This is a genomic window from Luteimonas sp. Soil_N_1 (assembly GCF_057656255.1).
Genome location: NZ_JBDGKS010000001.1, coordinates 1,325,193 through 1,338,918 on the forward strand (window position 1 = coordinate 1,325,193; position 13,726 = coordinate 1,338,918).

At 69.2% G+C, this 13,726-nt stretch carries 14 protein-coding genes and 1 tRNA gene; 11 read left to right on the forward strand and 4 right to left on the reverse strand.

Features of this window, described 5'->3' with window-relative positions; genetic code table 11:
- Positions 1–23 precede the first annotated feature (23 nt).
- Complete coding sequence (locus tag AC3A4E_RS06110) at positions 24–590, reverse strand: glycine cleavage system transcriptional repressor (protein ID WP_487630640.1); 567 nt, start codon at positions 588–590, stop codon at positions 24–26.
- Between the two features lie 218 nt (positions 591–808).
- On the opposite strand from AC3A4E_RS06110, the gene dapA reads away from it, so the two are divergent.
- Both dapA and AC3A4E_RS06120 read left to right on the forward strand, forming a co-directional pair.
- Complete coding sequence (dapA, locus tag AC3A4E_RS06115; RefSeq protein WP_487630641.1) at positions 809–1,711, forward strand: 4-hydroxy-tetrahydrodipicolinate synthase; 903 nt, start codon at positions 809–811, stop codon at positions 1,709–1,711.
- A gap of 19 nt (positions 1,712–1,730) precedes the next feature.
- A complete protein-coding gene (locus tag AC3A4E_RS06120; protein ID WP_487630642.1) occupies positions 1,731–2,243 on the forward strand; it encodes a hypothetical protein in 513 nt (170 codons plus the stop codon).
- Between the two features lie 101 nt (positions 2,244–2,344).
- Here the strand turns inward: AC3A4E_RS06120 and fdxA are convergent, their stop codons facing one another.
- On the reverse strand, positions 2,345–2,668 hold the full coding sequence (gene fdxA / locus AC3A4E_RS06125; RefSeq protein WP_232116506.1) for a ferredoxin FdxA: 324 nt from the start codon (positions 2,666–2,668) through the stop codon (positions 2,345–2,347).
- Positions 2,669–3,069: 401 nt separating this feature from the next.
- Positions 3,070–3,145, reverse strand: a tRNA-Glu gene (locus AC3A4E_RS06130).
- A gap of 123 nt (positions 3,146–3,268) precedes the next feature.
- Between AC3A4E_RS06130 and pcnB the strand changes: the two genes are divergently transcribed.
- The 6 genes from pcnB to pgi all read left to right on the forward strand — a co-directional run bounded on the left by pcnB (position 3,269) and on the right by pgi (position 8,983).
- The gene (pcnB, locus tag AC3A4E_RS06135; protein WP_487630643.1) at positions 3,269–4,606 is read left to right on the forward strand and encodes a polynucleotide adenylyltransferase PcnB; all 1,338 of its coding nucleotides are present in this window, start codon (positions 3,269–3,271) and stop codon (positions 4,604–4,606) included.
- 55 nt (positions 4,607–4,661) lie between these two features.
- Positions 4,662–5,150: a 2-amino-4-hydroxy-6-hydroxymethyldihydropteridine diphosphokinase gene (gene folK, locus AC3A4E_RS06140; RefSeq protein ID WP_487632031.1), complete on the forward strand. Its 489-nt coding sequence runs from the start codon at positions 4,662–4,664 to the stop codon at positions 5,148–5,150.
- Between the two features lie 4 nt (positions 5,151–5,154).
- Entirely contained in the window at positions 5,155–5,970 is an 816-nt protein-coding gene (gene panB / locus AC3A4E_RS06145) for a 3-methyl-2-oxobutanoate hydroxymethyltransferase (RefSeq protein ID WP_487630644.1), read from the forward strand.
- Between the two features lie 122 nt (positions 5,971–6,092).
- On the forward strand, positions 6,093–6,959 hold the full coding sequence (gene panC / locus AC3A4E_RS06150; protein WP_487630645.1) for a pantoate--beta-alanine ligase: 867 nt from the start codon (positions 6,093–6,095) through the stop codon (positions 6,957–6,959).
- Positions 6,960–7,073: 114 nt separating this feature from the next.
- The gene (panD, locus tag AC3A4E_RS06155; RefSeq protein ID WP_232136944.1) at positions 7,074–7,454 is read left to right on the forward strand and encodes an aspartate 1-decarboxylase; all 381 of its coding nucleotides are present in this window, start codon (positions 7,074–7,076) and stop codon (positions 7,452–7,454) included.
- Positions 7,454–8,983 carry a glucose-6-phosphate isomerase gene (pgi, locus tag AC3A4E_RS06160; RefSeq protein WP_487630646.1) on the forward strand — a complete coding sequence of 510 codons (1,530 nt, stop codon included), beginning with the start codon at positions 7,454–7,456 and terminating at the stop codon, positions 8,981–8,983. Before panD ends, pgi begins: the two co-directional genes overlap by 1 nt.
- Before the next feature lie 40 nt (positions 8,984–9,023).
- Here pgi and queG read toward each other — a convergent pair whose 3' ends face one another.
- Complete coding sequence (gene queG / locus AC3A4E_RS06165; protein ID WP_487630647.1) at positions 9,024–10,109, reverse strand: tRNA epoxyqueuosine(34) reductase QueG; 1,086 nt, start codon at positions 10,107–10,109, stop codon at positions 9,024–9,026.
- Between the two features lie 26 nt (positions 10,110–10,135).
- On the opposite strand from queG, the gene AC3A4E_RS06170 reads away from it, so the two are divergent.
- The 3 genes from AC3A4E_RS06170 to AC3A4E_RS06180 all read left to right on the forward strand — a co-directional run bounded on the left by AC3A4E_RS06170 (position 10,136) and on the right by AC3A4E_RS06180 (position 13,701).
- Entirely contained in the window at positions 10,136–11,671 is a 1,536-nt protein-coding gene (locus AC3A4E_RS06170; RefSeq protein ID WP_487630648.1) for an NAD(P)H-hydrate dehydratase, read from the forward strand.
- On the forward strand, positions 11,668–12,153 hold the full coding sequence (tsaE, locus tag AC3A4E_RS06175) for a tRNA (adenosine(37)-N6)-threonylcarbamoyltransferase complex ATPase subunit type 1 TsaE (RefSeq protein ID WP_487630649.1): 486 nt from the start codon (positions 11,668–11,670) through the stop codon (positions 12,151–12,153). Before AC3A4E_RS06170 ends, tsaE begins: the two co-directional genes overlap by 4 nt.
- A gap of 75 nt (positions 12,154–12,228) precedes the next feature.
- Positions 12,229–13,701 (forward strand): N-acetylmuramoyl-L-alanine amidase, encoded by a 1,473-nt coding sequence (locus tag AC3A4E_RS06180; RefSeq protein WP_487630650.1) that lies wholly within the window; start codon positions 12,229–12,231, stop codon positions 13,699–13,701.
- Positions 13,702–13,726 lie beyond the last annotated feature (25 nt).

The window sequence follows — 13,726 nt, forward strand, 5'->3', positions numbered from 1 at the left end:
CGCAAGCGTCCGCGCGCATCACGTCAGAACTTCATCGGATCCATGATCGCGTCGAGGTTCAGGTGGTCGCAGAACTCGAGGAAATCGTCGCGGAGCGCGGCGATGTGCATGTTCGCCGGGATGCCGATCGTGATCTGCGCCGAGAACATGTCGGCGCCGGTCTGCATCGCGCGATAGCGCGAGGAGTGGAGGCTTTCGATCGTGATGCCCTGGCGATCGAAGAAGTCGGCCAGCTGGAACAGGATGCCGGCCTTGTCGGCCGCGACCACTTCCACCACGTAGGGCAGCAGGTTCGACTGGATCGGCTTCGGGCCCGTGCGATACCACACCAGCTTCAGGTCTTCCTCGCGCTCCAGGCGCGTGAGCATCGCTTCGAGCTTGGCGACCGCATCCCAGGGGCCGTTCGCCAGCGCCGTCACCGAAACGTCCCGGCCCACGGTCGACAGGCGCGTGTCGACCATGTTGCACCCGCTGTCGGACACGCGACGCGACACCGACAGCAGCGGCGAAGCCGGATGCGTGGTGTACGCGTTGATCAGCAGGTAATTCTCGTTCGGCGAGGGCCGGGCAGCGGTATCGGATTCGGTCAAGGGGGCGTCCGCGGCGGGAAATCTGTTCGACTGCAAGGGTCGATGGCGACTGGAGGGTGAACGGCGGTCCGGGCAGGGCCGGATGCGACGGTCAGCATACTTGCCCGCGCTTCGTGGCCGCAAGTAACATCGGCCAGCATTTTCCGGGCCAAACTGCGTGTTTCCCGGCCTCCACGTTTCTCTGCGACCGCACTGCGGCCGCCCATCGGACTCCCATCTTGCGACTTTCAGGCAGCATCACCGCACTCGCCACCCCCTTCGACGCCACCGGTGCACTCGACCGCGCGGCGTGGAAACGGCTGGTCGAGTGGCAGCTGGCGGCCGGCACGCAGGGACTTGTGGTCGCCGGATCGACCGGCGAAGCGGCGACGCTGGAAGACGATGAATACGAATGGCTGGTCCGCAGCGCGGTCGAACTGGCTGCCGGCCGCGTGCCCGTGCTCGCCGGCACCGGCCTGTCGGCGACGTCGAAGACGATCGCCGCGACGCAGCGGCTCGCGCAGCTCGGCGCGGACATCGCGCTGGTCGTCGTGCCGGCGTATGTGCGGCCGACCCAGGACGGCCTGCTCGCGCACTACCGCGCGGTTGCCGATGCCGGCGGCCTGCCGGTGCTGCTCTACAACGTGCCCGGTCGCACCGGCACCGACATGCTGCCCGGGACCGTCGCCGAACTGGCGAAGCACCCGCGCATCGTCGGCATCAAGGAAGCGCACAGCGGTGTCGAACGCATGCAGGCGCTGCTCGCGCTGCAGAGCGAGGATTTCGCGGTGTTCAGTGGCGACGATCCGACCGCCGCGCGCGCGATGCTCGCCGGCGCCGATGGCGTGATTTCGGTCGTATCGAACCTTGTGCCCGGCGCATTCCGCAAGCTGTGCGATCTGGCCCGCAGCGGCCAGGCCGACGCCGCGCATGACTTGGACGCGCGCCTGCAACCGCTGCACACGTTCTGCGGCATCGAACCCAACCCCATTCCCGTCAAGGCGGTGCTGAGCAGGCAGGGCCTCGGCCATGGTCTGCGTCTGCCTTTGACGACACTGGCCCAGGCGCATGACGCGCAGGCCGACGATGCGACGCGACTCGCGGCGGACCTCGAAATGTCCTGCCGTGCCCGCGCCGCCTGATTTCCCAGGAGATTCCACGATGCGTCCACCCCGTTCCTCCATGCGCTATCTCGCCATTGCCGTCGTCGCGGTCGCAGTCGTGGGCACCAGCGGCTGCCGCTGGTTCAAGAAGGACAACGCGCTGTACGCGCAGAGCCCGGAAACCCGTCCGCTCGAAGTCCCGCCGGATCTCGACCGTCCGCGTACCGACGGTGCGATGGCACTGCCGGAAGCGACCACTTCGGTGACCCGTTCGGGCACGGCGGCAGCGCCGGCCGATTCGAACGTGTCCTTCAGCGCTACCGGCACACGCGATGCGGTGTTCGCACAGGTCGGCGAGGCGCTGGCCGGGATCGACGGCGCCACCGTCAACAGCCGCTCGCAGGTGCTGGGCACCTACGACGTGTCCTACGCCGGCAGCCAGTTCCTGGTGCGCGTGGCGTCGCAGCAGGGCGGCGCCGTGGTGTCGGCCGTCGATCCGCGCGGCGTGGCCGCGACCGGTGATGCGCCGACGCGTCTGATCGCGTCGCTGCAGGCGGCGCTGGCACAGTAAGGGCGGGCAGGCGGCGTCCGCGGTTCGGACGTCGCTGATCCCTGGATACGGAAACGGGCGCCTCGGCGCCCGTTTTTCGTAGTGCGAGTGCGGTGCGCGGATCAGCGCTCCAGCAGTGGCAGCTTGTCCGGCTTGCCTTCCCAGTCCTTGGCATCTGCCAGCGCATCTTTCCGCGTGGTGATGACCGGCCACGCCTTGGCGAGATCGGCATTGAGCGCGACGAACGCTTCCTGCCCCGCCGGCACGTCGTCCTCGGGATAGATCGCGTTGATCGGGCATTCCGGCTCGCACAGCGTGCAGTCGATGCACTCGTCGGGATCGATGACGAGGAAGTTCGGCCCTTCGTGGAAACAGTCCACCGGGCAGACCTCTACACAGTCGGTGTACTTGCACTTGATGCAGTTTTCGGTAACGACGAAAGGCATGGATTCGGATCGGGTGGGGCGACGACGGGCTGCACTTTAATTCATCGCCCCGGGCGCCGGTGCGAAGTGTTCGCATTTGCGGAAGAGGTGGCTTCGCCCAGACAAGGATGGCGGGCGGCCGTGTCGTCCTGGAGCGCGAGCCGGAATCCCGGCTTCCGGGTCGCCCGCCGTTACCGATGGGTTCTCGATCGTCTCGCAAGGCAGAGGCGTGTGCTCGCCGGGGCAGTGGTGTGCAGCGCGTTGACGGGTAGCGGGTCGGCGGGCAGCGGCCATGAGCAACGCTCGATGCTCTGGGCGAGGGGCTTTGCCGCTCGTCAGCCCGTCGGCAGTCCCGGGTCGGCGGCTGGCGTGCACAAACGCAGACAGCCCACGCCTTGCGGCATGAGCTGTCTGCTTTGATATGGTGCTCCCTACGGGATTCGAACCCGTGTTTTAGCCTTGAGAGGGCCACGTCCTGGGCCTCTAGACGAAGGGAGCTGGGTGCCGCGAGCGGCTCCGGTTGGACGACCGGTCTGCAAACGCGTCTAAGACGTGTGCAGCTTGCTAGTATAGCAGGCTTGCTGGCGCCGCAACGGCCGCCTGAGAATTTTTTCAGACTTGATGCATACCGATTCCGCTCCGATTCCAAGCGCCGTCTCCGCCGAGCTGCGGACCATTCCGCGCGACCAGCACACCATCTCGCGGCGGCAGATCAGCCAGAACGCGCTGCGCGTGCTGTACCGCCTGCACGAGGCCGGTCACGAGGCCTATCTGGTCGGTGGCGCGGTGCGCGATGTGCTGGTCGGCCTGACCCCGAAGGACTTCGACATCGCGACCGACGCGACGCCGGAGCAGGTCAAGGGCCTGTTCCGCAACTGTCGCCTGATCGGCCGCAGGTTCCGCCTGGCGCACGTTGTGTTCGGCCGCGAGATCATCGAAGTCGCCACGTTCCGCGCGAATGTCGACGACGGCAGTGGCGACCGCGAGGTCCACGACGGCGGTCGCCTGCTGCGCGACAACGTCTACGGCACCATCGAAGACGACGCGGTGCGCCGCGACTTCACCGCCAACGCCCTGTATTACGCGATCGCCGATTTTTCGGTGCGCGACTACACCGGTGGCTTCGAGGATGTGCAGAACCGGGTCATGCGCCTGATCGGCGATCCCGACACGCGCTACCGCGAAGACCCGGTGCGCATGCTGCGCGCGGTGCGTCTGGCGGCCAAGCTCGGTTTCACGATCGAACCCGGCACCGCGGAACCCATTCCGCGCCTGGCCTCGCTGCTGGCCGAAGCCGCGCCGGCGCGACTGTTCGAGGAATGCCTGAAGCTGTTCCTGTCCGGACATGCGGTCGCCAGTTTCGAAGGTCTCGAGCGTCACGGCCTGCTGCCGGCGCTGTTTCCCGAATCCGCGGCCGCGCTCGCCAGCAACCGCAGCGGCGCGTTGCGCTCGATGGTGCTCGCGGGGCTGGCGTCGACCGATGCGCGCGTCGCCGCGGGGGATCCGGTATCGCCGGCGTTCCTGTTCGCCACCCTGCTGTGGCCGGCGTTCTGCCGCGCGTGGATGAAGCTGCAGGCCGACGGCGTGCAGCCGGTCGAGGCGCAGCGCCGCGCGGCCGACCGCGTCACGCTGCACCAGGTGACCACGGTCGCGCTGCCGCGCCGTTTCTCGCTGCCGATGCAGGAAATCTGGCTGCTGCAGGCGCGCTTCCCGTTGCGCCAGCGCAAGCGGGTCACGCGCACGCTGTCGCATCCGCGTTTCCGCGCGGCGTTCGACTTCCTCGTGCTGCGTCAGACCGCGTCCGATGCACACACGGCGGACGTCGCGTTCTGGGAAGAAGCGCAGAACGACCCGGATCACGCGATCGCGCTGTATCCGGGCGAAGACGACGTGGACGGCGAAGAAGGCGCACCGCGTCGTCGCCGTCGTCGCCGCCGCGCGCCCGCGACCGCCGGGTGACAACCTGCCCCGCACGCGTTGCGGGCGCCGTGCCCATGGCGCTGCACCGTTGAGCGTGCGCGCCTTCGTAGGGCTCGGCGGGAATGTCGGCGACGTGCCGAATGCCCTTCGCGAGGCCGTCGAATGTCTTGCGGCCTTGCCCGGGACCACGGGTGTGCGTCTGTCGTCGCTGTACCGCACGCCGGCCTGGGGACGCACCGACCAGCCCGACTTCGTCAATGCAGTGGCAACGCTCGACACCGCGCTCGCGCCGATGGATCTGCTCGATGCGCTGCTGGCGATCGAGCTGCGATTCGGTCGCGTCCGCAGCGACGAGGCCGGCGACCACTGGGGGCCGCGCACGCTCGATCTGGATCTGCTGCTGTACGGCGATGCGGTGGTCACGCTGCCGGGACTGACCGTTCCACACCCGCGTCTGCACGAACGCGCGTTCGTGCTCGTACCGCTGCTGGAACTGGATCCCGGATGCGTGATTCCCGGTGTCGGTCCGGCAAGCGACGCGTCCGCAGCCGTGGATCATGCGGGCATCGAAGCGCTACGCTAGTGCGATGAACACAACGTCTTCCGCGCCGGTCACCGTGCCCGCGCTGTTCGAGGCACGCGCCGCCGGTCGCCGGCTCGCGATGCTCACCGCCTACGACGCCGGCTTCGCCCGCACCTTCGATGCCGCAGGCGTGGATCTGCTGCTGATCGGCGATTCGCTGGGCATGGTGGTCCAGGGACACGGTTCGACGCTGCCCGTGACCGTCGACGACATCGCGTACCACACGGCCTGCGTGGCCCGTGCGGTGCAACGCGCACTGGTGATCGCCGATCTGCCGTTCCAGGCCGACGCGACACCCGAGCGCGCGCTCGATGCGTCGACGCGGCTGCTGCAGGCGGGCGCCGGCATGGTCAAGCTGGAAGGTGCGACGCCGAACAAATGCGACGTCGTACGTTTCCTCGTCGAGCGCGAGATTCCGGTCTGTGCGCATCTCGGCCTGACCCCGCAATCGGTGCTGCGTTTCGGCGGCTTCAAGATCCAGGGGCGTGGCGATGCCGCGGCGCAGGCGCTGCGCGACGATGCGCGCGCGATCGCCGAAGCCGGCGCGACGCTGATCGTGCTTGAAGGCGTGCCGGCGTCGCTCGCTGCCGAAATCACCGCCGCCTCGCCGGTGCCCACGATCGGCATCGGCGCGGGCCCGGATTGCGACGGCCAAGTGCTGGTGCTGCACGACATGCTGGGTCTCGACAGTGGCCATCGCCGGCCGAAGTTCGTCCGCGATTTCCTGGTCGAAGGCGGCTCGGTCGCTGGCGCCGCGCGCGCCTACATCGAGGCGGTGCGCGACGGCAGCTTCCCGGGGCCGGAGCACTCGTACAAGTAAGCAGGGCGTCGTGGCCGGGCAGGCGACCACGCGCGTCTAGCGATGACCTGCTGAGGTGTGCGCGCTGACGCCCGGGGACGCAGATCTGCGAAAATCGACGCTTCTCCATCGCCGGACTCGCCGTGATCGACACCGTCCATGACCTCGCCGCGCTGCGCGCGCGGATCGCCGACTGGAAGCGCGCGGGCCTGCGCGTCGGTCTCGTGCCGACGATGGGCAACCTGCACGCCGGTCATTTTTCGCTGGTCGAGGCGCTGCGCCCGCACGTGGATCGCGTGGTCGCCAGCGTGTTCGTCAATCCCACCCAGTTCGGCCCGAACGAGGATTTCGCCCGCTATCCGCGCACGCCGGACCAGGACGCGCAGGGTCTCGCCGCCGCGGGCTGCGATCTGCTGTGGCTGCCTTCGGTCGAGGCGATGTATCCGCTGGGCCTGCACAACACGGTGACCGTGCGGGTACCGGGCGTGACTGAAGTGCTCGACGGTGCGCATCGACCAGGCCATTTCGACGGCGTGGCGACCGTGGTCGCGCGTCTGTTCAACCAGGTGCAGCCGGACGTCGCCGCGTTCGGGCGCAAGGACTACCAGCAACTGGCGGTGATCGCGCATCTGGTCGCCGATCTCGCATTTCCGGTGGAACTGCTGCCGGTCGCGATCGCGCGTGAGGCCGACGGCCTGGCGATGAGCTCGCGCAACCAGTATCTCGACGCCGATGCGCGCGCCCGTGCGCCGGCGATGCACGCGGCGTTGCGCGCACTTCGCGACGCCATGCAGGGCGGCGCACCTGCAGCGCAGGCGGCGGGCAATGCCGCAGCGGCGCTGCGCGTGGCGGGCTTCGTGGTCGATTACGTCGAGGTGCGTGCGCCCGACCTGTCGGCCTACGTCGACGGCCAACAGGCTGCCGTCGCGCTAACAGCGGCACGGCTCGGCGCCACACGCCTGATCGACAACCTCGAATTCAGCATCGACGGTACGCCGACAGCCCGCTGAATCTCCCGTCGCTGCGGCAGGCGGTGATGTTGCGATGCCGCAGATGGTCCCTATACTTCGCGGTTCCTGCGGGCTTCCCGCGTTGTCCGATGCCGTGACCCGGCCGCATCCGTCATGCAACTCACCCTGCTGAAAGCCAAGATCCACCGCGCCTCCGTCACCCACGCCGAGCTGCATTACGAAGGCTCGTGTGCGATCGACGGCCGCCTGCTCGACCTGTCGGGCATCCGCGAGTACGAGCGCATCGAGATCTACAACATCAACAACGGCGAGCGCTTCGCGACCTACGCGATCCGCGCCGATGTCGGTAGCGGCATCATCTCGGTCAACGGCGCCGCCGCGCACAAGGCCGGCGTGGGCGATCTGGTGATCATCTGCGCCTACGGCGCGCTGGACGAAGCCGAAGTGGCGAAGTTCAAGCCCAAGCTGGTGTACGTGGACCGCGACAACCGCATGACCCACACCAACGATTCGATTCCCGCACAGGCCGCCTGATGACGACAGCGGCGCGGCGGATCGAAGACACGCTGGCGCCGCACGCGCGTCGCCTCGATTCGGCGCGCATCGCCGACCTCGTCGAAGCCGATGCGGTGCGTCCGCAGGATTTCGCGCTGCGCATCGGCGGGCTCTACGCCAGCTTTGCGCGCCAGCGGCTCGACCGCGACGCGCGTGACGCGCTGGTCGCGCTCGGTGACGCCGCGGCCTTGCCGCAAGCGTTCCGCGCGCTGTTCGACGGCGTCATCGTCAACACCTCGGAGAACCGTCCGGCGCTGCACATCGCGCTGCGGTCCGCGCTGTCGGACACCGCCATTGCGCGCGACGCGCATGCGCAGGCTGCCGAAGCGCGCGTGCGCATGGCCGAACTGGTCGCGCAGCTCGAAGCGTCCGACGTCACCGACATCGTCAATGTCGGCATCGGCGGTTCGGATCTCGGTCCGCGTCTGGTCGTCGACGCGCTGAAGGATTTCGGCACCGGTCGCTTCCGCGTGCATTTCCTGACCAACGTCGACGGCAGCGATGCGCAGCATCGTCTGGCGAAGCTCGATCCGGCGAAGACCGCCGCGATCCTGGTTTCCAAGACCTTCGGCACGCAGGAAACCCTGCTCAACGGCGCGGTGGTGCGCGACTGGCTCGGCGGCAGCGAACGCCTGTACGCGGTCAGCGCCAACGTGCCGCGCGCCGAGGCCTTCGGCGTCGCGCCCGAGCGCGTGCTGCCGATGTGGGACTGGGTGGGCGGGCGTTATTCGCTGTGGTCAGCGGTCGGTTTCTCGATCGCACTCGCGGTCGGCATGGACGGATTCGAAGCGCTGCTCGCCGGCGCCGCCGACATGGACACGCACGCGCTGCAGGCGCCGATCGGCGAGAACCTGCCGCTGCTGCACGCGCTGACGGGCGTGTGGAATCGCAACGCGCTCGGCCTCGCCACGCACGCCGTATTGCCCTATGACGAGCGCCTCGCGCTGCTGCCGGCGTATCTGCAGCAGCTGGTGATGGAAAGCCTCGGCAAGTCGGTCACGCCCGATGGCGAAGCGGTCGGCATCGATACCGTGCCGGTGCTGTGGGGCGGGCCGGGTACCAATTCGCAGCACAGCTTCTTCCAGGCGCTGCACCAGGGCACCCAGACCGTGCCGGCCGATTTCATCGGCGTGGTGAATCCTGCGCATCCGCATGCGGACAACCACGCGGCATTGCTGTCGAACCTGCTCGCGCAGACCGAGGCGCTGGCCAACGGCTATTCGGCCGACGATCCGCAGAAGTCATATCCGGGCAATCGCCCCTCGACGCTGTTCCTGCTCGATCGCCTCGACCCGCGCAGCCTCGGCGCGCTGATCGCGCTCTACGAGCACAGCGTCTACGCGCAGTCGGTGCTGTGGGGCATCAACGCCTTCGACCAGTGGGGCGTCGAGCTCGGCAAGCGCATTGCCGGCGAACTGATGCCGGCGGTGCAGGGCGATGACGTGGCGGTGGCCGATCCGGTCACGCGCGCACTGCTGGACGAGATCCGCGCGCGCCGCGCGCGCTGATCGATCGCTGTTCGCGCGGGCGCGTCCCGCGCCTGCGGAGTCAGTACACGCCGTGGCGCGCCAGCGCCCAGTCCACGTGCTCTTCGATCAGAAGATCGCCGGAGTCGCGGCGCGTGCGCAGCGCGGCGATGGTCTCCGGCGTCGTTGGTGCATTGCCGAGCGCAACGGCAAGATTGCGCAGCCAGCGGCGATGTCCGCTGCGGCGGATCGGCGAGCCTTCGGTACGCTGCAGGAACTCGTCCTCGTCCCAGGCGAACAGCTCGGCCAGGCTCGCGGTGTCGAGGCTGTTGCGCGCGCGGAAGTCGGGTTCGTCGGTGCGCTTGGCGAACTTGTTCCAGGGGCAGACCAGCTGGCAGTCGTCGCAGCCGAAGATGCGGTTGCCGATCAGCGGGCGCAGCGAGACGTCGATCGCGCCTTCGTGTTCGATCGTCAGATAGGCGATGCAGCGCCGCGCATCGAGCCGGTGCGGCGCGATGATCGCGCGCGTCGGGCAGACGTCGATGCAGCGGACGCAGGTGCCACAGTGCGCGGTGGCCGGTGGATCGATCGGCAGTGCCACATCGACGTAGATCTCGCCGAGGAAGAACCAGGAGCCGCCATCTTTGTCGATCAGGCAGGTGTGCTTGCCGATCCAGCCGAGCCCCGCGTTGCGTGCGAGCGCACGCTCGAGCACCGGTGCCGAATCGACGAATACGCGATGGCCGAACGGACCGATGTCGTCCTGGATCCGGTGCGCGAACTTCTGCAGCCGGTTGCGCATCAGCTTGTGATAGTCGCGGCCCAGCGCATACCGCGCCACGTAGGCGCGGCTGCCGTCTGCGAGCGTATCCCAGGCGCTGTCGTCGTCGTTGCGGCCGTAGTCGAGCCCGACCGAGATCACCCGCACCGTGCCGGGCAGCAGCTCTGCGGGGCGCGCGCGCATGTCGCCGTGGCGGGCCATCCAGTCCATCGTGCCGTACAGCCCCTGCGCCAGCCAGTCGCGCAGGTGTGCCTCGTCTTCCCGCAGATCGATGCCGGCGATGCCGCAACGCTGGAAACCCATGTCGGCAGCGATCGCTTTGATGCGCGCGGCAAGGGCGTCGGGCGTCGCAGTGGATGCGGCAGCAGGGGCGGCGGGCAGGTTCACGATGCGCGAAGTATAGAATCCGCGCGATGAGTGCTTCCTGTGCCACGCCCGTGTCCGGCGCTTCGCTGCCGGGCATCCCGCTGTACGACGCGGCCGCGTTGCGCGTGATCGAGGCTGCGGCGCTCGCGCACGCCAGCGATGCGACCACGCTGATGCGACGGGCCGGTCGAGCCGGCTGGCGCACGCTGCTGGCGCACTGGCCACAGGCGCGCCGCATCGTCGTAGTCTGCGGGCCGGGCAATAACGGCGGTGATGGCTACGTGCTGGCGACTCAGGCACTGGGCTCGGGCTGCGACGCAGTGGTCGTCCGGCTCGCCGCGCATGCGCCGCGCACCGATGCAGCGCAAGCCATGTGCGCAGCGTTCGAGGTCGCGGGCGGTAGGATCGTCGTGTTCGACAGACAGTTGCCGGCTGCGGACATCGTCATCGATGCGGTGTTCGGCATCGGTCTGTTCCGTGCCCCCGACCACGAAACCGCTGCACTGATCGAGGCGATCAACGTTGCCGGCGTGCCGGTGTTCGCACTCGACACGCCCAGTGGCCTGTCCGGCGATCGCGGCAGCGTGGCGGGTGCCGTCGTGCGCGCGACACGCACGCTGCAGTTCCACGCGCCGCAGATCGGACTGCAGACCGGCGACGGCCCGGATCATGCCGGTGCACTGTCGCTGGATACGCTCGGCGTCGACCCGCAGTGCTTCGCGGATGCGCAGGCGCAAGCGCGTCGGATCGATGCACGCGATCTCGGGCGCTGGCTGCGGCCGCGTCCGCGCAATGCGCACAAGGGCAGTCATGGGCGCGTGCTGTGCATCGGTGGCGATCACGGCACCGGGGGCGCGGTACTGCTCGCGGCCGGTGCCGCGTTGCGTGCCGGCGCAGGCCTGGTGGAAGTCGCGACCCAGGCTGTGCACGTCGCCCCACTGCTTGCGCGCTGGCCCGAGGCGATGGTCCGCCGGACCGACAACGTCTCGGCACTTGCCGGTGGCTTCGTCGCCGCCGACGTCATCGCGCTCGGTCCCGGCCTCGGGCAGGGCAGCTGGGGCCACGCCCTGTTCGACGAAACGCTCGATGCGGCCAGTGCAGCGGGCACGCCGCTGGTGCTCGATGCGGACGCGCTCAATCTGCTCGCCGCACGCCCGCGTGCGTTGCCGACTGGCGCGATACTCACCCCGCATCCGGGCGAAGCCGCGCGGCTGCTCGATCTCGATACCGCCGCGATCCAGCGCGATCGGCCGGCGGCGGTGCGCGCACTCGCCGCGCGCTGGAATGCGGTCGTCGTGCTCAAGGGCGCCGGTACGCTGGTGTGCGCGCCTGGTGGCCTGCCGTGGCTTGTTGCTGCCGGCAATCCGGGCATGGCCACCGGCGGCACGGGCGATGTGCTGACCGGCGTGATCGCCGCGCTGCGCGCGCAGGGACTCAAAGCCGAGCACGCGGCTGCCTGCGGCGCTTTGCTGCACGCCGTGGCCGGCGATACCGCCGCGCGCACGTCGGGCGAGCGCGGCCTGCTGCCGGGCGACCTCATCGAAGTACTGCGCGCCTGCGCGAATCCGGAACCGAACGCATGATCCGACGCCATCTTCCCGACGCCGCCGCGACCCGCCTGCTCGCCGAGATCCTCGCCGCGCACCAGCCGCGCGGCGCCGTCGTGCATCTGCAGGGTGATCTGGGGGCCGGCAAGTCCACCCTGGCCCGCGGCTGGCTGCGCGCGCTCGGCGTGACCGGCACGGTGCGCAGTCCCACGTACACGCTGGTCGAGCGCTATCCGGTGGATGGGGGCGAGGCTCTGCATCTGGATCTGTACCGGATCGGCGACGCCGGCGAGCTGGACTTCCTCGGACTCGACGACGTCGATGCCGCGCTGTGGCTGGTGGAGTGGCCCGAACGCGGCGCCGCAGCGTTGCCGGCGGCCGATCTGGAGATCCACCTGGCGATCGACGGATCGGGGCGCTCGGTGGAACTGATGCCGGACGGCGGGTCCGGAAATGCCTGGCTGGCCGCTGTGCTGGACGATCCCCGTTTGTCGACCCTTCCTGAACCGAAACCATAGGAAGGATCTGCAGGCCACGGATTTGAAAGGGAAAACGGCTTGCAATGTTCCAAGCGCGGTGATTGACTAGCCGCCATGCGCATCCGGGGGATCAATCTGTCTCAGCTCGCGTTGGCGGTCGCCCTGATCGCCGCGCTGTGCTGGAACCTTGCCTACGGCGCCGAGCTGCGCGGGGTCGACGTGCGCACCGGCGCCACAGGTACCCGCGCGGAGCTCAAGCTGGACGCCCGCGCCGAGTATTCGGTGATTTCCCTCGCCAATCCCGACCGCCTGGTCGTCGATCTCCCCGGCACCCGCCTGCGGACGACGGCGATGCCGGCCGGCGCGGGCACGATCAAGTCCGTGCGCAGCGGCCAGCCGGTCGCCGGCACCACCCGCATCGTGTTCGACCTGACTTCGTCGGTGCAGGCGATGCCGCCGCGCATCGAGGACGGCCCGGACGGTCCCAAGCTCGTCATCGAGTGGCCCGGTGACGGCGCGGCCGATCCGATCGCGCGCATTGCCGCGGCAACCACGCCGGCGCCCGCCGGTGCAGTGCCGACGGCGGCGCCCCCTAGCGATCCCGCACTGGCATCGAACGATGCCACCTCGCGCCTGATTTCGAGCATGGGGCCACAGCAGGGTCCGGCCGAGTCGGCGCCTGCGCCCGCCCAGGCCACCGCGCAGGCACCTGTCACGCAGTTGCCTCCGGCGCCCATCTCCACGCCGCCACCCGCGACCCAGCGCCAGATCGAACCCGCGGCACAGGTTCCGATGCCGGCCGCAGTCGGCCCGGGCATGCGCCCGCTGGTGATCGCGATCGATCCCGGCCACGGTGGCCGCGACCCCGGCGCGATCGGCCCGGCCGGTACCCACGAGAAGAACATCGTGCTGGCGATCTCGCGCGAGCTCGCGCGCCAGATCAACGCCACGCCCGGCATGCGCGCCCACCTGGTGCGCGACAACGACACCTACATCGAACTGCCGCAACGCGCACTGCGTGCGCGCCGGGCCAAGGCCGACATGTTCGTGTCGATCCACGCCGACGCGGCCCATAACCGCGCCGCGTACGGCTCGTCGGTCTATACGCTGTCCACGCGCGGCGCGTCGTCGCAGCAGGCGCGCTGGCTGGCCGACCGCGAGAACAGTGCCGATCTGGTCGGCGGCGTCTCGCTGTCGCGCGACACCCTGTCGAACGTGCTGCTCGAGATGGCGCAGAGCGGTCACATGCGCGCATCGCAGGATGCAGCCACGCATGTGCTCGCCGGCCTGCGCGGTGTCGGCAAGACCCACAAGGCGAACGTCGAGTACGCGAACTTCTCGGTGCTGCGCAATGCCGACATGCCGGCGATGCTGGTCGAGACCGGTTTCATTTCCAACGCCGAGGAAGAGCGCCGCCTGCTCGACCCGGCGCATCAGCGTCGCCTTGCGACGGCCGTGCTCAACGGCATCAACACCTATTTCACCGCGCAGCCCCCGCCCGGCACGCTGTACGCCGCACGCGCCGCGGCATCGGCAGCCAACGGTTCTGGCAGCGCTTCGGGTGCGGCTGCCGGCGGCAGTCCCTGATCCGGCATCCGCGTGTCTGACGGCC

Bases quoted from the DNA above. Each gene is read 5' to 3' on its own strand.
- AC3A4E_RS06120 (WP_487630642.1), top strand. From the start codon at position 1,731: ATGCGTCCACCCCGTTCCTCCATGCGCTATCTCGCCATTGCCGTCGTC.
- fdxA (WP_232116506.1), bottom strand. From the start codon at position 2,668: ATGCCTTTCGTCGTTACCGAAAACTGCATCAAGTGCAAGTACACCGAC.
- pcnB (WP_487630643.1), top strand. From the start codon at position 3,269: ATGCATACCGATTCCGCTCCGATTCCAAGCGCCGTCTCCGCCGAGCTG.
- panB (WP_487630644.1), top strand. From the start codon at position 5,155: ATGAACACAACGTCTTCCGCGCCGGTCACCGTGCCCGCGCTGTTCGAG.
- panD (WP_232136944.1), top strand. From the start codon at position 7,074: ATGCAACTCACCCTGCTGAAAGCCAAGATCCACCGCGCCTCCGTCACC.
- pgi (WP_487630646.1), top strand. From the start codon at position 7,454: ATGACGACAGCGGCGCGGCGGATCGAAGACACGCTGGCGCCGCACGCG.
- AC3A4E_RS06170 (WP_487630648.1), top strand. From the start codon at position 10,136: ATGAGTGCTTCCTGTGCCACGCCCGTGTCCGGCGCTTCGCTGCCGGGC.
- tsaE (WP_487630649.1), top strand. From the start codon at position 11,668: ATGATCCGACGCCATCTTCCCGACGCCGCCGCGACCCGCCTGCTCGCC.
- AC3A4E_RS06180 (WP_487630650.1), top strand. From the start codon at position 12,229: ATGCGCATCCGGGGGATCAATCTGTCTCAGCTCGCGTTGGCGGTCGCC.